This is a genomic window from Metabacillus sp. YM-086 (genome assembly GCF_048059995.1).
Lineage (GTDB): Bacteria > Bacillota > Bacilli > Bacillales > Bacillaceae > Metabacillus > Metabacillus litoralis_B.
Genome location: NZ_JBLUOI010000045.1, coordinates 28,916 through 44,190, shown reverse-complemented (window position 1 = coordinate 44,190; position 15,275 = coordinate 28,916). Strand labels below are relative to the sequence as shown.

The following is a 15,275-nucleotide window of genomic DNA, read 5'->3' as shown; positions in this document are numbered from 1 at the left end:
CAAAGATCGATGTAAACGGTGATGCTGCTGATCCTCTCTTTTCATTTCTAAAAGAACAAAAGAAAGGCGTGCTATCCAAGGAAATCAAATGGAATTTCACAAAATTTCTTGTTGATAAGAACGGAAATGTCGTGAAACGCTATGCACCAACAACAGATCCAGCTAAAATAGAAAAGGATATTGCTAGCCTATTATAAGTGTTGTGAAGGATGAGTTAGTTGAATGATTTTTTAACCTTAGAAAACCAGCTTTGTTTTGCTATTTATGAAACAGGCAGCCAGTTTACAAAATTATATACAAAAGCACTTAAGGAATTTGGGGTCACATACCCTCAATATTTAGTGTTATTGGCTTTATGGGAAAAAGACGGACTTACAGTAAAAGAGCTTGGAGAAAAGTTGAACCTAGGTACCGGTACTTTAACACCAATGGTAAAAAGACTCGAAGCAAACGGCTGGGTTAAAAAAGAGCGCTCTTCAATAGACGAGAGAAAAGTTAGTATCTATCTTCAAGCTAAAGCAATAGAAGAAAAAGAAGCCATTTCCGAAAAAATGACAAAAGAAATGGTGTTGTGCAATATTGAGCTGTCAGAATATGAACAATTAATGAAGAACTTAAAACTTCTTCAACATAAACTAGAAAAACGTAATAAAGGGCTTTAAGCAGACACCTCGCTGATTAACGAGTTACCCGTAACCTCATACCTAGAATTGGCAGCTTTGGCCATTCATGATCATAGCTGCCAATGTATTTAAATAAAACCTTGATAATTTTTTATAAACTCAGTAAAGCTTCTTACTTCGTTTGTTTCTACTTTTGTTACCAAATAGGTTACTGAAACTGGAGGTGAAATTTGGTCAGATTCGATTTCTGATAGAATGTTCTTTTTTAGATCATCCTTCACCATAGAAAATGGTAAATATGAAACTCCTAAGTTATTTTCTATGAATTTTTTTGTTACCTCAACTTGATTCACAGTCATTGTTCGAATTCTTGGATAATGCTTTTTCACTTCGTTCAACAAGGAATCCCAATAATCAGGATGATTATGTGTGATGAGTCGATAATGTGATAAAGCATGCTGCTCATTTCTCAAGCTTCCTTCCCATTCATTTGGACCAACCAAAATAACCGGCTCCTCGTGGATGGCTTCACTTTTTACATTTGTTTGGACAGGGGTCATTCTTGATAATCCCAAGTCCGCTTTGCTACCACTTATTGCTTCTCCCACCTCATAAGAGTTTACAACGTCTACTATTACTTCAATATCAGGATAACTATTAATAAACTCTCTCAATAACCTAGGTAAAAAAGATGAGGCAATTTGCGGCGCTGTTGCAATGGTTAATTTGCGATGATAGCCCTGCTTCCATGACTCAAAATGGTCTATTCCTTGTTCATAAGTTGCTAAAAAATCTTTCGCATAAGAAAGAAATTTTTGACCTGCAGAAGTTAAAAATACAGCTTTCCCTCTTCTTTCGAATAGTTGTACGTTTAAATGCTCTTCAAGACGTTTTATATGCTTTGTAATGGCTGGTTGAGTGAGAAATAGTTCTTCTGATGCTTGTCTAAAATTCTCAAACTTCGCACACACAATGAACGTTTTTAACCATCTTATCTCCATCATAATCCCCTTATAACGAACCGTTATTAAAATTTTCCATTTTTGTTAATTTTAATTATAACTTTTATCCCCTATAATTCAATTACGTATTACAGATTTCTAGACTTATAGGTTGTTATAAAAAGGAGGATTTATCATGAAGCAAGTTGTAAAGGATATGTGGGACGCACATTTATATGATGGAAAACATTCGTTTGTATCAGAGTTTGGTCATGACTTAATTAACATGTTATCTCCTAAAAAAGGAGAAAGAATTCTGGATATTGGCTGCGGAACAGGTGATTTGGCAGATAAGCTATTTCAATATGAGGTAGATGTGACGGGTATTGATAAGTCCGAGAATATGATCAATCAAGCATGTATGAAATACCCACATATACGTTTTATGGCCAAAGATGTTTTAGAAATGGAATATAACAATTCATTTGATGCCATTTTTTCTAACGCAACTCTACATTGGATAAAAGAGCCGCAACAAGCACTTTCTCGGATATATACTAGTTTAAAGCCTGGAGGTAGATTTGTTGCAGAGTTTGGAGGAAAAGGCAATGTTCAAAAAATTACGGATGAAATCATCAATGCATTTCAACTTGCTGATATTGACTTTAACATGAAGCAATTCCCCTGGTATTTTCCGAGTGTAGGAGAATACACCTCATTAATGGAAAGAGTTGGATTTCATGTAACATTTGCTTGTCATTTTGATCGCCCAACTCCTTTAGATGAAGAAAGCGGCTTAAGGGATTGGATCACGATGTTTGCGGGGGAAATGTTTAAGAATCAAAACGAATATGAAAAAGAGCGATTAATTAAATATGTAGAAAATAATCTAAGGGAATCTCTCTATCAAGATGGTTGTTGGATCGCAGATTATAAAAGAATTCGAGTTATTGGGATCAAGGAATAAGAAAAAGAAGAGACTTTGTTCTCTTCTTTTCTGATAAGTTATAAATTCGAAAATCCATATTCCTCTAGAATCATCAAAGCCTTTTCTGATTTCATATAACTAAAGAAAGTCTTTGCTTCTTCTAAATTTTTACTCTCATTTATCACACCAATTGGATAAATGATTGGTGTATGTGTCCCTTCTTCTGCTGTTGCAATAACGTTGACTTTGGAAGAAACAAGTGCATCCGTATTGTAGACGATCCCAGCATCAACATTTCCTGTTTCTACATAAGTTAGTACTTGTCTTACATCTTTGGAATACACAATTTTATTCTCAATGTTTCCCCATTCCCCTATTGCTTCAAGCATTTCTTTAGCATATTTTCCTGCAGGGACTGTTTCTGGAATACCGATTGAAATCTTATTAGCTTTTTCTTTTAAATCACTAAACGATCCGATCTTTTTCTGACTTTCTATAGGTGTTACTAAAACAAGTTTATTACTAACCAAATCAACCGCATTTTCTTCATCAATGAGCCCTTTTTTCACCAGTTCATCAAACTTATCCTCTGCTGCTGAAAAAAATAAGTCCGCTGGTGCACCTTGCAAGATTTGTTGTTGTAATGTTCCGGAGCTTCCAAAATTAAACGTAACTTTGATGTTTGGATGCTCTTTCTCGAACTGACTTTTGATTTCATTCAGTGTATCTGTTAAGCTAGCGGCAGCAGAAACGGTTATCTCCACATCTTCCTGTGATTTTGTATCTTGTGCTGATGAGCTACAGCCAGCTAAACAGGATAGAAAAACAAATAGTATAAATAGCTTTTTCAAGATGACTCTCTCTCCTTGATATTTTTCATCATACAGTCCATTTTAACTAATTGTCTTGGATATGTAATGAAAAACATCACACCTTATCAGATGTTTCTTAAAACATTCACAATTTTAATAATAAGAAGATGTATTTTTAGACATTTTCAGAAAAATATTTGTTATTAGTTTGGAGAAAAGAAAAATCAAGCAATAGCCTATGAAAAGATAAAAATAATTCGCCCATTTATGAAGGAGAAAAAAATTGTGCATGACTAGTATCGGCTTACAAATAAATGACAAAAAGAGTGCTAAGACAATAGTGTACAAATAGAAGTTTTTATTATGATTTAATGTCCATTGGTAAACTAGAATAAACAGCACTGGTACTAGTGCAGTGTCTAAGGATAGATTACCTGGCACATAAGGAGTGAGTTCATAAGGATATCCCCATAATCCCTGTTTATTTCCCCACGTATCTACTATTCCAAACCATACATTTATATTAAAACCATAAAACCCTAAGAGAAACATTTTTTTTCGATCAATAACAAAATATAATACTAATAATGGAGTCAAAAACATCAACAAAAATATCACCCAAAATTGCCAAGATTGAAAATTTGAATATTGGTGCCAATATTCAACCCTTAAATCTGTAACATCCTTCATCAAAGAGTTTATTTTTTCATAAGCTTCCATTTGTTGTTGATCCATATTAATTTTCAATCATAACACTCCACTCATCGTCATTGTTTCTATTTTTTGTTAAAAACAAGAAATAAATGCAAGAGTGGAAAAAAACTTTTTCATAGCAATCCTACCCTGTAGCTGAAACTTACTCTATAAAGAAAACAGGTGCAGAATCAACATTTTTCAGCCATATTTCTTCTTTACTATCTAACCCCTTTTTCATCCAAACATCACCATGTGATTCCTCTGTTGATGCTTTACGAACCCAAGTGATATAAGAAGAAACCGCTTGAGGATCTATATCAAGCTCATTACTTCTCGGATTAGTTAATTGATATTGCTCGTTTGTTTTTAACGAAATCAGATAAAGAGCTGTTTTCATTGTAGGAACTGGTCCTTCCTCCCACTCTTTATTTTCTTTAGCACGAGCAACGATCATTTTTTCAAAAGAGTACCATTCTAAGTCAAGATCGACAAAACCTTTAGGTGTGTATTCTCTTTGGTTTGTAGAGGTAGGCATCTCTTTTATTTTGAGATTCTTGTTTTCTACGAAGAATCTCCCTTCTCCAGAAATATAAGCTAACTGTTCAGAAGCTGGAGCCCACTTCACCCAATCCGGATATCCTAGCATTTTCCCAACCTGTTGAAATTGTTCTCCTTGCTCGGAAAGTACACATAAAGTGTTACTGTCCATCGACCAGGACGCAGTTGGTATGCCTATAAAGCTTACCCATTTCCCATCATAACTCCACTTAAAATAATCAGCATAAATGAAAAATAAATCAGGAACTTTTGTTTTAATCGTATAAAATGATTTGATTTTATTTGAGTTTAGCTTTGCATCAATAGGAATTCTAAATAGCTGTACTGGACCCCATCCTGTAGGAAGTAAGTTGGCTTGCGATGAAACAATAAATTCTTTTCCATTTGGAAACCATTCAAAGCCGTTTACACCTAATGCGACATTTTCAAAACCGTGCGGGCGACCATTCTTCATTTTCGTTACATTTAACACGCCGCCAGAAGTATAGGCTAATTGATTGTTAATTGGTGACCATTTAAAATCTGATGTTTCGACGACGAGGTAAGGCTTGTAATTCTCTTTCTTTTTCATATCATAGATAAATAAATTTGATGCCTCGCCAAGCTTTTCACTTTTCAGATAAGCTAAAAATTGACCATCATGTGACCATTGAGGTGAATTTACATAGCCCTCATTTGTAAGTTGTATCTCTTGGTCACCGTTTTTGATCCACAGTTGATGGTCTCTAATAAATGCTGCTTTTAGTGGTATTTCAGCACTGGCAATCGTTGAAAAAAGAATACAGTTGAAAATAAGTAAAAACAAAATTCGAAATCCCATGACGACTCCCTCCTTTTTAGTAGGTTGTCCTAATCAAGTTTGAGAATTCGTATAAGAAAAAACAGCAAGGGGGTTATCCTTACTGTCTGTTTGATCATTCTCTCAAATAAAAAAAATAGGTGTTATAAACACAACGAGTAGCAAAATAATCGGATATAACACAAGTCGTGTGATGGAATTTCCTTTAATATTAAGTAGATCTATTGGACTTTTTGCAGGTGCATAAATCCAGTTTGCTATACGATCTACCTTACTTTTTTTTAGGGGGATGTTAGGTACTTCCACATGAAATTCTTCCAAACGTCTTTGAAGCTCCTTTGGAATCTCGTTTCTACTCATTCTTTTACCTCCAATATAACCTTTAATTTTTTCAAAGATGTATGCAGTCTTGATTTTACAGTACCTATTGGAATCTCAAGAATTTTAGAGATCTCCTTTTGTGTTTGATCGTGGTAATAGGTTAAGAGAATAACGGCACGTTGATCATCGGGGAGCTGTTGAATGGCTGATTGAATCGTTAGTTTATCTTCTAGTGGTAATTCATGCTGGTCGTTTTGATGATATAAAAATGGCAAAAGCTTTTTAAAGCGACTTCGACGTTTCAGACGATTAATCATAATTTGATAAGCCATACGAAATAAAAAGGTTTTTACACTAGATTTACTCTCGTCAAACGTTTCATGATATTTATGAAACCTTATAAACGTATCCTGCACAATATCAATGCTAAGTTGTTCATCTTGACAATATCGATAAACGAATTGATAGATTGAAGGTTTATAGATAACAAATAATTCCTCGATCGATTGTTCATCATGCTTTCCGTCATCAGCATATGAGAAATCCCTATTTAAACTCATGAGACCACCGTTCTTTTATCCCTTTAAAAACAAAAGCAATTCTTGTGATAAACCAAATAAATGTAATTAAGGAAAAAACGAATGTTTGGTGCACAAAAAATTGAATCCAAGGACTATCAATGTTGTCGCCACGTAGTAAAAAAACAAAAAGCCCTGTAATACATAAAAATGTGTAAGCAGCTGCTAAAATTATTGTATAATCCCATCTCGTCCAGTGAAAATAGATATCTGACTTACTAAAATCTATATCACCTTTATGGTTTTTAACCACTTTTTTATTCATTGTTGCGATTAACAAAGCAAATGTCGTACCAAGTAAACCAGCAACAATCGTACTAATAAGCCAACCTAATGCCATGTGCTACACTCCCTTTCATTCTTTTACTACCTTATACAATTGAATAGATGAAAAGGTTCATTTAATATTCTCATTTAGATATTTTCTTATTTTCGAGGCTATTTCAGTGGGGTTAGGTACTTGAAAAATCACATATTTATATTTAACATGACCCTCTAACTCAATAATAACAAGCGGTTCTAAACGTTCATAAGATAAAAAATACCATTCATTAGCAAACTTAAAACTGCCTTCATAAATATGTAATGGAGACAAAGAAGTGCCAGGCATTCTGAGCATCCACCGAGGCGCATCAAAATAATCAACTAAGACACTTTCGATTGTCTTGTAAGGAATATGTACTTTTCGTTTTAAAGCAAAATACCCTGTTAAACCGGTTAAATGTAAAATTAGTTCATCTTCACCAAATTGAAGTTCTCTTCCCATTTTAACACCTCCATAAAAGAACATTTTCCTTCAAACCATTAACGCTATAAGATCATCACTTTTTATTACCATCATCTTGTTTCTCATCTTCGGTTAGAATTTCTTGTTCTTCATGAAATGACACTTCTGTTTGTCCTGTGATTTCGTCAAAGGGTGTATAAAAAGGACTTGCACTTTTTTTCTTAATGAAAACCTTATAAAAACTGATTATAACTAACAAAACAATAACAATTGGAAAACCTATTGTGATCATATTCATGGGATCCATCTGCTTCCCCCTAAATAGTTTTCGTCCTTTTCCTATGATAATAATACGGTAGTAAAAAATGTAAGTTCACTTTTTTTCCTGCCCAGTACCTTCCTACAAGGTGAATGCTGAGTTCTTTGCATCTCTGGTCATGGTGTACATTTCTGATTTTATCAGGAAGAATTCATACAGCCGTCCAATCAAAGCCTTAGTCAAATCATACTATATATTAACCTCATGAAAAGGAGGTGTAAGATATGAGTGGCGGATATGGTTACGGTTCTGGTGCAGGTTTTGCACTAATCGTTGTCCTATTTATCCTTTTAATCATCATTGGTGCTTCTTACGTAGGTGGAGGCTACGGTGGTTACTAATAAATAGGATTTTAAGTAAGGCAGACTATTTAAGTAGTCTGTCTTTTTTAGTTTGACTGAACCAATTTATTACGTTGTCCTTTATTACTGACAAATCAATGAAGACTTTAACACAATTCAACCGAATAATTACCTCGTTCATATAAAAAAATAACGCAGAAAGGAGAATGTTCATGAATGAAAAAAAAGAACCACAATTTAGCAGCGGTGAACTCCAACCTGATCAGCTAAAAGGCTATTATGGAATGGATCCCGAAATGAGTCTTCTATCTGTAAACTTTGCAACAACTGAAAATCCATATCTTAACGAGCATTACCAATTAGATTCTAAAGAAAATGAAAAAGAATAAATGACAAAAAGTCAGGCATTTGCTGTTACTAGTTCATGCCTGACTGTAAGGGACTTATTCATTTAGCAATTTTAATGTCTCTAACCCTACCTTATCATAGTGAACTTCTCCAAATTCACCAGACTTTGCATCCATGTTAATGATTATTCGATCTGCACCATCTTTGTGAATTGCACGAAAAATAACTGTCCATATTCCATCGTTTAAAATGCTTTCTTCTGATTCAATAATCATCCCTTCACCTTCATGTTCCTCAAACCATTTTTTCACTTCATCCTTTTCCTTTGCCCTGTCTCTTGCTTGCTCAACAGTTAATATTTCAGGATCTTTATCAGTGTCCAACTCTATAGGGAATAATGATATGAAAGAATCGTTATCATGCTTTTGGAAAGAAAAAGATACCTCATACATGCCACCTAGTGCTTGAACAGTACTTTGATCTGTTAAGTTTATTTCACGTTTAAAGGTAACTTGCTTCTCAAATGTTTCATTAGGCTCCATTTTCTTTAAATCTTTCGGATCAAGAACACTTTCACAATTCATTTCTTCTCCATTACTGTTAAGATATATATGTGCATCATCTTTTTTTATAGAAATACTAAAAGGAATACCACATCGATCGTTATAAACAATTGCCTCTTTACTCGTATTGGTGATTGATGCATTTATGTTTATCTCTTTTTCCATCTCTATAGTAGCTTGTAAGGCAATGCCATTCTGTTCAACATCATGTGTGAGCACCTGTGTGTCACTAGATGATGATGGCTCTTTTATATCACAACCACTTATGATTAGAATAAAAAGGATAACCGCTAACTTTTTCATTTCATCCCCCTTTAATAAATTGTCTTTCCCCTATCATAAAACAAATGGTAGTAAATGGTAAGGGTTTAAGCGGGAAAATTGACAAAAAAATTTATTTATGCTATAATTTACCAAATAACTATTTGTGTGTATAATAAGGTTCTCCTGGCCAGGGGAATCTTATTTTTGTTATATCGGAGGAAAAGTGATGAAGAAAAATGAATCCAGTGTAACTTCCTTGATTACAGCCTTTAGTCGAGCCTACCATAGTATGTATGATACACCCCATATTTTTAATGACTATATTGCCAAAAACTTACTTACCCAAGAAGAATTTATAGATATTCGCGAAAACCTGATAAATAGTATTGAGCTTTTCAATCAAGACATTGCTGAAAAGTTAAAAAATAAACCGGATGAAATTTTAAAATGGATCACGCAAATCCAACTTTCTCCTACGCCTCTATCACGTGCGGCTTATTGTGAACAAGTATTAAAAAATGAAATCGCTCTAGGTGTTCAACAATATGTTATTTTAGGAGCTGGATTTGATTCCTTCTGTCTGCGAAACCAGGAATTACATTTAGAAGTATTTGAGGTTGATCATCCTGCAACACAGGAAAATAAAAAGAGTCGGTTAGCAAATGATGAAATTCCAGATACTCTTCATTTTGTTCCGGGTGATTTTACAAAGGACTTTACGATACAAAGTCTTGTGAAAGAAGGGTTTCATCCTGAACATAAAACATTTTTTAGTCTGTTAGGTGTTTCTTATTATTTAACAAAACAAGAAAATGCTAATTTGATTTCTACATTATTTAGTAAAGTCCCTCAAGGAAGTTCCATCGTTTTCGATTATGCAGATGAACATCTTTTCGAAGAAAAAGGAAAGTTTAATAGAGTTCAAAATATGGTGAAAATGGCATCTGCTAGTGGTGAACAGATGAAATCATCTTTTACTTATGAAGAAATGGAGAAAATGTTAGAACAGTCTGGTTTACTCATTTATGAGCATTTATCACCTGAAACGATACAACAGCAATTTTTTAGTAATCGTTCAGATTATTTGTCTGCGTTTGAGACAATTCATTATATTCATGCTGTAAAAAAATAGAGTTCTTAGTAGAAACCTCCCATACTTTACATGGGAGGTTTCCTCTTTCTATCTCTTAAAAATCGCCTTTGTCCACATTTTTACAAAAAAATAAAGACTTAAAAACTTATCTTCTTTATTTTAAAGTTATAAATAAGGGAAAAAGATAAAAACCATAGTTCAGAGAGGGAATTTTAATAATGAAAATTGAATCACCTAAAATACAAAATCAAGATAGCTTACCATTGAAAAATTTTACTGATATTTTCTATGAAGAAGACTTAGAACTAGAAATGTGTCAAATTAATGATGCTTTATTTGATAATGAAGTACTTCCTAGAGCTCGATTTTATAAGATGCTCTTTAAAAATTGCAAGTTTAACTCTACAGACTTTTCTAAAATTGATATCACAGATGTTATTTTTGAAAACTGTGATTTTTCCAATGCAAAAATGAATTCTTCTTCTATACACAGAGTTGAATTTAAAAATTGTAAGCTACTTGGTGTAGATCTAACTGAATCTAGCTTTGGAAATGTTCACTTTCAAAATAATTTACTTAACTTATCAGGTTTTGGGAATTCAAAACTAGAAAAAGTCATCTTTCAAGATACATCATTAGAAAGCGCCGATTTTTATGAATGCAAATTTAAAAAGGTCGATTTTACAACGTGTAACATAAACAGTGCAAGCTTTGAAAGCACATCTCTCAAAGGAATAGATATTAGTACGTCTTCCTTTGATTCACTCACTGTGTCATTATCTGATCTTCAGGGCTGTAAAGTTTCTTCCTATCAGGCCGTTCAATTTGCGGCAATCTTAGGATTAGTTATTGCGGATTAAGACACTACCTACAACCAAAGCCACATTCGCGATGAATGTGGCTTTGGAAATCGTTATGATATTTTCTCTAAAAATTTCTTTTCAAACTCGATTGAATTCACTGCTTGTGAAAAGAGATAGCCTTGTCCAATTTTACAACCATTTTCAAGTAGAATTCTTACTTGATTTTCCTTCTCTATTCCCTCAGCTACAACATTTAAATTCATGTTGTTTCCCAAATCAATAATGGTTTTGATCATCATCTGTTGGTTATGATCGTCTGGATTTTTAATAAAAGACTTATCAATTTTTATCGTATCGATCGGTAGCTGCTGAAGCACATGTAAGGAGGAGTATCCAGTTCCAAAATCATCTATAGAAATTTTAATTCCTAACTTTCTTAGACGATTTAAAATATGAATACTAACATTTATCTCTTGCATAATGCTTTCTGTAATTTCTAATTCTAAAAATTGTGGCTCTAGCCTTGACTCTTGTAGAGCTTGACTGACAATTTCAACAAAATCTTTATTTTTAAGTTGCCTTACAGAAACATTGATTGAAACACATAAAGATGGATAGCCTTTTTCCTGCCATGCTTTACTCTGCTTACATGCTGTCTTTAGCACCCATTCTCCAATAGAGATAATTTGTCCTGTTTCTTCCGCAATGGGAATAAATTCAACAGGCGAAATCATGCCTAATTCAGGGTGGTTCCAACGCAGCAACGCTTCCATGCCATTGATCTTATTAGTCTCTAAATCTACCTTTGGCTGATATGAAAGAGAAAAGTGATTTTTTTCGATAGCACTTCGCAGTTCATTTTCTATTTTCATTTTTCTAGTATTTATTTTTTCTAGTTCCGTGTTATAAAATTTAAAGTTGTTTTTCCCATTTTCCTTCGCTAGATACATGGCAGCATCAGCATTTTTAAGAAGGTCCTCACCATTATCTCCATGATCAGGATATCTACTAATCCCAATACTTGGTGTGACGATAATTTCATGTTCATCTATTCGAAATGGCTGCGTAAATTCATTTAATATCCTATGGGCTATCATTGAACATTGTTCTTCTAAACCTTCAGAAACAACGATGACAAACTCGTCTCCGCCTAGTCTATAAATTTGAGCAGAATCATCTAAAGCGTCGCTAAGTCGTTCTGCTGTTTTTATCAAAACGTGATCTCCGCGATAATGTCCAAGTGTATCATTTATTACTTTAAATCGATCAAGGTCTAATAATAAGACAGCCATGCTTTTATTAGTAGCATGATTCAATCTTTCACTTAAATCCTCTTGAAAGCTAGCTCGATTATTTAAACCAGTTAATGGATCATGATAGGCCAAAAATTTATACTCTTCCACAAGCTTTTTATTTTTAGTTAAAACCCTAAGTTGGCGAGCTATAATCAAGTTCATAACAATGACCAAACCTAAACTAAGAAGATTTAGTTTCCATTCATAACTATGTGTAACTAAAACAATCAGAACGATTACACTAAAGTATGGAAAAATTCTTTCTCTAGTATCGAATGGATTCATAATGTGCAATCTTGTTTCGGCACTATTATTCTTAGCGTAATAGCCTCCAATTCCTATCAAAAAGATTGACACCATCCATAGAAAATCCGACAAACCTCCAGGCTGATACGTTTCCATCGTCGCTTGATATGCGTAATAAGAATCAGCTATTACTTGCAAAAAGAACCCAATAATAAGATATAAAAAAACATTCTCTTCTTGTTTAACTTGTTGAATTAAATAGTAAAGAATCGTTATAACAAATAATATACTTAAACTTATAATAGGATAGGCAATATTTGTGATAATCATGATAAAAGATTCCGATTTTAAGATATTCGGTCTTATTAAATAATGTGCACTAACGGCTGTAGCTGATATCATAAAAACAACGATATTAAATATGTAGGAGCTAGTTGATGCAATAAGACTAATTTCTCTTACTTTATAAATCAAGGCCGATAAATAGAACATATAAGCTAAAAGCCAAATGAAATAAGAGTTATCAGGAAACAAGGTTGTACTTTCAAACAATTGGTGCTTAAACCATAAAGTATTTGATAGTATTGTCAGAATGACACCGATTCCTAATAAAAGCCAAAAGTATTTACTTTTCTTACTCATACTTTTATAAGCTTTTATGAGCCAAATCAAGCTAAGAATTCCAACAATGATTTGAACGAAAGTAAGTCCTAAAGATTCTAGTAAAGGATCATGTATAAAGATCTTCCAGGCGAAAAAAACGAAAGCGAATACAAAAAGTGTGGTTGTAGGTAATCGACCAATCTTTAGCATAGCAATCCCCCACTTAATCAAAAATAAAAGGTTATTCCCAAATGGAAATAACCCTAAATCGTTATTCCTTTGGTAACTCAGCCACCATAGGTCTCCCCCGTAGGTCTGTAGCTTTGCGTCATCATTTTTCAATGATTTTGCCTTTTCAGTGAATTTTTTTTAATTATTTCATTTATTTTATCATGTTTACCTTGTAAAAAATAGTCCTTTTTAACTATGAGAATCGTTTTGTGGAACGTTATGTCGAACATGCATGGAAATGGTTCCAATTTCATAAAGACAGGGCTTTCAAAAATGACTATACTTCTTTTACAACTATTATTTCGAGGTGAACACAGAGTGAAGGTATTTAGAAGCGCAATTGGTTTCATGTTTCTCCTATTTGTAGCGTTTTACCCTATTAATGCAAGTGCAGCAACGTTAAATGAAGCACAACTTGCTGTGAAGAAAGCAGAAAGCTATGGTGGATCATTAAAATGGCAAATGTCTGTGGAAAGAAACAATGGTATTAGAGACATAGATATGAAGCTTTATAATGATACGAAAACTTATTATCAAAAAGCAGTCACTATTGTTTCTTCCTTAAAGAAAAGCACAGCTAAAACTCAATTAGAAGCTAGATTAACTAGTAATGTGAAACAACAAATTGATAAAGCAGCCACTTATATTGATGCTTTAAAAGTTGGACGATCTGTAGAGGCAAAAAGATTAGAGCTTAAAAAACGCAATGATTCTCTTGTCATGAATCATGAGACAGTTATTCTTTATAACAATCTCTCTGCAGAAATCAAAAAGCTAGACCGAGTTGTTTCACGAGTGTATGGAAAGCCAAATCGTGATGCCTTTCGTGAAAAGTTTGTAAATCCAGCAAGATTAGAGCAAAACAGAATTATTTATCCTGTATCTGCCTTTATTGAACTGGAACGGGCAAAACAAGAATTGGCTAAAAATGAAGTGAATGTTGATTATGTTCTAGATCGATTTATTTTGATTGATCGCTTTCTAGAAAAAATCGAACAGGAATCTATTTACTTAAACATTGCGAGTAATCTTCACATCCTAGAAATGGAATTGGCTGACATGAATACCTTTGATGGACCAAGAGTCATTTCTGTTGAGGTGGTTGAAGACGCAGCTAATACGATTCGTGTTCTATTCAAAGGCGGAGAGGCAGATCCTGTAGAAGAGGAATACTATGAAATCGAGATACCATACGAGGTTGGGAAAAACAGTGTTATTGGCTTTGAGCATGGTGGCTATGAGTATTTGGTGAATATCTATTGGAATGAAGGTCAATTTGGCGGTTTATTTGCACATGTTATTGAGCTTGATTCTAGAATAATAGAATAGGTTCTAAGCAAAAAAGAGAAATCCTCATTCGGATATCTCTTTTTTTAGTTTACTAGATAGTAACCAGTCTTTAAATAAACTCTGAACGACCGCTCTTTTTTCAATCGTCATCAAGTGACCCGCCTGATCAAGGACTGAAAAGGAAAGATTAGAAAACATATCCAGAAAAGGAAGATAATCACGATAACCGCAAATAGAATCCTGTTTCCCTAAAATAAAAAGTGTAGGAGTATGTAAATTGTTCATGTCGCTAAACGGGTCATTCTTCAAGTAATACCCCTCTTCCCTCCAATTAGACAAAAGAAACTCGCGATCTGCTAATAAACGACCTGGCTGAATTGTACGGAGAAAGGATTCAATATTTTCCTTTGTTTGATAAACAAGTAAAGTGTTAATAGCACCTCTAACCTCGGGATCTATTGTTTTCAATACATCCTCATCTACTTCTCTTACCACTTTTATTGGTAAGGTTCTTTCTTTTTTATGGATGGCAGGTGCAAGTAAACACAAGCTCTTTACGGAATCTCTTTTTCTACTAAAAATTCCTTGAGCTAAATACCCTCCATAAGAATGACCTACTAACGAAAATGTGTGAACTTTTAACTCAGTCTCTATAAAAGAAAGAATTATATCTAAGAAATCTTGAGTAGACTTTAGACTTTTCCCAATCTTACTTTTCCCGTGAGCTGGAATGTCTATATAAATTCGCTGAAAGCCTTTCATATTGTGAAAAATAGGCTCGATCCAGGCTGTCATGGAGCGATGATCTGTTCCCATAGCATGTAAAATAAGAATAGGATGTCCCTCTCCATACGTTTCATAAAATAATTGACTATCTTTAAAATGAACGATCATCTATCATTCACCCTTTCATTATTGGTTATCTAAGAGCTGGA

19 protein-coding genes, 1 pseudogene and 1 riboswitch are annotated in these 15,275 nt (G+C 33.8%); of the genes and pseudogenes, 8 read left to right on the top strand and 12 right to left on the bottom strand.

The features are described 5' to 3' along the window. Together ACEWK1_RS17905 and ACEWK1_RS17900 are read left to right on the top strand one after the other, a co-directional pair. A pseudogene (locus ACEWK1_RS17905) lies at positions 1–197 on the top strand (glutathione peroxidase); the annotation flags it as partial. 21 nt (positions 198–218) lie between these two features. After that, a complete protein-coding gene (locus tag ACEWK1_RS17900) occupies positions 219–662 on the top strand; it encodes a MarR family winged helix-turn-helix transcriptional regulator (protein ID WP_212134914.1) in 444 nt (147 codons plus the stop codon). A gap of 89 nt (positions 663–751) precedes the next feature. On the opposite strand, the gene ACEWK1_RS17895 is transcribed toward ACEWK1_RS17900, so the two are convergent. Further along, positions 752–1,624 (bottom strand): LysR family transcriptional regulator, encoded by an 873-nt coding sequence (locus ACEWK1_RS17895; protein WP_212134916.1) that lies wholly within the window; start codon positions 1,622–1,624, stop codon positions 752–754. Positions 1,625–1,760: 136 nt separating this feature from the next. On the opposite strand from ACEWK1_RS17895, the gene ACEWK1_RS17890 reads away from it, so the two are divergent. Continuing rightward, the gene (locus ACEWK1_RS17890; RefSeq protein WP_212134918.1) at positions 1,761–2,531 is read left to right on the top strand and encodes a class I SAM-dependent methyltransferase; all 771 of its coding nucleotides are present in this window, start codon (positions 1,761–1,763) and stop codon (positions 2,529–2,531) included. 38 nt (positions 2,532–2,569) lie between these two features. On the opposite strand, the gene modA is transcribed toward ACEWK1_RS17890, so the two are convergent. The 8 genes from modA to ACEWK1_RS17850 all read right to left on the bottom strand — a co-directional run bounded on the left by modA (position 2,570) and on the right by ACEWK1_RS17850 (position 7,290). Next, a complete protein-coding gene (gene modA, locus ACEWK1_RS17885) occupies positions 2,570–3,343 on the bottom strand; it encodes a molybdate ABC transporter substrate-binding protein (RefSeq protein WP_212134921.1) in 774 nt (257 codons plus the stop codon). A gap of 114 nt (positions 3,344–3,457) precedes the next feature. Next, positions 3,458–4,051: a CBO0543 family protein gene (locus ACEWK1_RS17880; RefSeq protein WP_232273454.1), complete on the bottom strand. Its 594-nt coding sequence runs from the start codon at positions 4,049–4,051 to the stop codon at positions 3,458–3,460. A 109-nt stretch (positions 4,052–4,160) separates the two neighbouring features. Then, positions 4,161–5,378 (bottom strand): translocation protein TolB, encoded by a 1,218-nt coding sequence (locus tag ACEWK1_RS17875; protein ID WP_212134923.1) that lies wholly within the window; start codon positions 5,376–5,378, stop codon positions 4,161–4,163. Between the two features lie 102 nt (positions 5,379–5,480). Beyond that, positions 5,481–5,717 (bottom strand): hypothetical protein, encoded by a 237-nt coding sequence (locus ACEWK1_RS17870; protein WP_212134925.1) that lies wholly within the window; start codon positions 5,715–5,717, stop codon positions 5,481–5,483. Beyond that, positions 5,714–6,238 carry an RNA polymerase sigma factor gene (locus tag ACEWK1_RS17865; RefSeq protein ID WP_212134927.1) on the bottom strand — a complete coding sequence of 175 codons (525 nt, stop codon included), beginning with the start codon at positions 6,236–6,238 and terminating at the stop codon, positions 5,714–5,716. Before ACEWK1_RS17865 ends, ACEWK1_RS17870 begins: the two co-directional genes overlap by 4 nt. Further along, on the bottom strand, positions 6,225–6,596 hold the full coding sequence (locus ACEWK1_RS17860; RefSeq protein ID WP_121661771.1) for a hypothetical protein: 372 nt from the start codon (positions 6,594–6,596) through the stop codon (positions 6,225–6,227). Before ACEWK1_RS17860 ends, ACEWK1_RS17865 begins: the two co-directional genes overlap by 14 nt. A 57-nt stretch (positions 6,597–6,653) precedes the next feature. After that, positions 6,654–7,022 (bottom strand): hypothetical protein, encoded by a 369-nt coding sequence (locus tag ACEWK1_RS17855; protein ID WP_121661772.1) that lies wholly within the window; start codon positions 7,020–7,022, stop codon positions 6,654–6,656. Between the two features lie 55 nt (positions 7,023–7,077). Then, positions 7,078–7,290 carry a DUF3951 domain-containing protein gene (locus ACEWK1_RS17850; RefSeq protein ID WP_121661773.1) on the bottom strand — a complete coding sequence of 71 codons (213 nt, stop codon included), beginning with the start codon at positions 7,288–7,290 and terminating at the stop codon, positions 7,078–7,080. Positions 7,291–7,526: 236 nt separating this feature from the next. On the opposite strand from ACEWK1_RS17850, the gene ACEWK1_RS17845 reads away from it, so the two are divergent. Then, positions 7,527–7,643: a YjcZ family sporulation protein gene (locus ACEWK1_RS17845; protein ID WP_121661774.1), complete on the top strand. Its 117-nt coding sequence runs from the start codon at positions 7,527–7,529 to the stop codon at positions 7,641–7,643. Between the two features lie 173 nt (positions 7,644–7,816). After that, positions 7,817–7,993 (top strand): hypothetical protein, encoded by a 177-nt coding sequence (locus ACEWK1_RS17840; protein ID WP_212134928.1) that lies wholly within the window; start codon positions 7,817–7,819, stop codon positions 7,991–7,993. A gap of 54 nt (positions 7,994–8,047) precedes the next feature. Here ACEWK1_RS17840 and ACEWK1_RS17835 read toward each other — a convergent pair whose 3' ends face one another. Beyond that, a complete protein-coding gene (locus tag ACEWK1_RS17835) occupies positions 8,048–8,818 on the bottom strand; it encodes a hypothetical protein (protein WP_121661775.1) in 771 nt (256 codons plus the stop codon). Positions 8,819–9,005: 187 nt separating this feature from the next. Here ACEWK1_RS17835 and ACEWK1_RS17830 point away from each other — a divergent pair, with 187 nt between their 5' ends. Both ACEWK1_RS17830 and ACEWK1_RS17825 read left to right on the top strand, forming a co-directional pair. Next, the gene (locus ACEWK1_RS17830) at positions 9,006–9,911 is read left to right on the top strand and encodes a class I SAM-dependent methyltransferase (protein WP_212134930.1); all 906 of its coding nucleotides are present in this window, start codon (positions 9,006–9,008) and stop codon (positions 9,909–9,911) included. Between the two features lie 179 nt (positions 9,912–10,090). Beyond that, positions 10,091–10,732, top strand: coding sequence for a pentapeptide repeat-containing protein (locus ACEWK1_RS17825; protein ID WP_121661777.1), 642 nt, complete (start codon positions 10,091–10,093; stop codon positions 10,730–10,732). Positions 10,733–10,785: 53 nt separating this feature from the next. Here ACEWK1_RS17825 and ACEWK1_RS17820 read toward each other — a convergent pair whose 3' ends face one another. After that, a complete protein-coding gene (locus tag ACEWK1_RS17820) occupies positions 10,786–13,029 on the bottom strand; it encodes an EAL domain-containing protein (protein ID WP_212134932.1) in 2,244 nt (747 codons plus the stop codon). Between the two features lie 68 nt (positions 13,030–13,097). Continuing rightward, a riboswitch (cyclic di-GMP riboswitch) is annotated at positions 13,098–13,181 on the bottom strand. 187 nt (positions 13,182–13,368) lie between these two features. Here ACEWK1_RS17820 and ACEWK1_RS17815 point away from each other — a divergent pair. After that, a complete protein-coding gene (locus tag ACEWK1_RS17815; protein ID WP_212134934.1) occupies positions 13,369–14,379 on the top strand; it encodes a hypothetical protein in 1,011 nt (336 codons plus the stop codon). 24 nt (positions 14,380–14,403) lie between these two features. Here ACEWK1_RS17815 and ACEWK1_RS17810 read toward each other — a convergent pair whose 3' ends face one another. Beyond that, on the bottom strand, positions 14,404–15,234 hold the full coding sequence (locus ACEWK1_RS17810) for an alpha/beta fold hydrolase (protein ID WP_121661780.1): 831 nt from the start codon (positions 15,232–15,234) through the stop codon (positions 14,404–14,406). Between the last annotated feature and the right edge of the window lie 41 nt (positions 15,235–15,275).

Excerpts from the sequence above, each read along its gene's own strand:
- ACEWK1_RS17810 (WP_121661780.1), bottom strand. The coding sequence starts at position 15,234 with ATGATCGTTCATTTTAAAGATAGTCAATTATTTTATGAAACGTATGGA.
- ACEWK1_RS17870 (WP_212134925.1), bottom strand. The coding sequence starts at position 5,717 with ATGAGTAGAAACGAGATTCCAAAGGAGCTTCAAAGACGTTTGGAAGAA.
- ACEWK1_RS17835 (WP_121661775.1), bottom strand. The coding sequence starts at position 8,818 with ATGAAAAAGTTAGCGGTTATCCTTTTTATTCTAATCATAAGTGGTTGT.
- ACEWK1_RS17875 (WP_212134923.1), bottom strand. The coding sequence starts at position 5,378 with ATGGGATTTCGAATTTTGTTTTTACTTATTTTCAACTGTATTCTTTTT.
- ACEWK1_RS17860 (WP_121661771.1), bottom strand. The coding sequence starts at position 6,596 with ATGGCATTAGGTTGGCTTATTAGTACGATTGTTGCTGGTTTACTTGGT.
- ACEWK1_RS17855 (WP_121661772.1), bottom strand. The coding sequence starts at position 7,022 with ATGGGAAGAGAACTTCAATTTGGTGAAGATGAACTAATTTTACATTTA.
- ACEWK1_RS17890 (WP_212134918.1), top strand. The coding sequence starts at position 1,761 with ATGAAGCAAGTTGTAAAGGATATGTGGGACGCACATTTATATGATGGA.
- ACEWK1_RS17830 (WP_212134930.1), top strand. The coding sequence starts at position 9,006 with ATGAAGAAAAATGAATCCAGTGTAACTTCCTTGATTACAGCCTTTAGT.
- ACEWK1_RS17820 (WP_212134932.1), bottom strand. The coding sequence starts at position 13,029 with ATGCTAAAGATTGGTCGATTACCTACAACCACACTTTTTGTATTCGCT.
- ACEWK1_RS17825 (WP_121661777.1), top strand. The coding sequence starts at position 10,091 with ATGAAAATTGAATCACCTAAAATACAAAATCAAGATAGCTTACCATTG.
- ACEWK1_RS17850 (WP_121661773.1), bottom strand. The coding sequence starts at position 7,290 with ATGGATCCCATGAATATGATCACAATAGGTTTTCCAATTGTTATTGTT.
- ACEWK1_RS17840 (WP_212134928.1), top strand. The coding sequence starts at position 7,817 with ATGAATGAAAAAAAAGAACCACAATTTAGCAGCGGTGAACTCCAACCT.
- ACEWK1_RS17895 (WP_212134916.1), bottom strand. The coding sequence starts at position 1,624 with ATGGAGATAAGATGGTTAAAAACGTTCATTGTGTGTGCGAAGTTTGAG.
- ACEWK1_RS17845 (WP_121661774.1), top strand. The coding sequence starts at position 7,527 with ATGAGTGGCGGATATGGTTACGGTTCTGGTGCAGGTTTTGCACTAATC.
- ACEWK1_RS17865 (WP_212134927.1), bottom strand. The coding sequence starts at position 6,238 with ATGAGTTTAAATAGGGATTTCTCATATGCTGATGACGGAAAGCATGAT.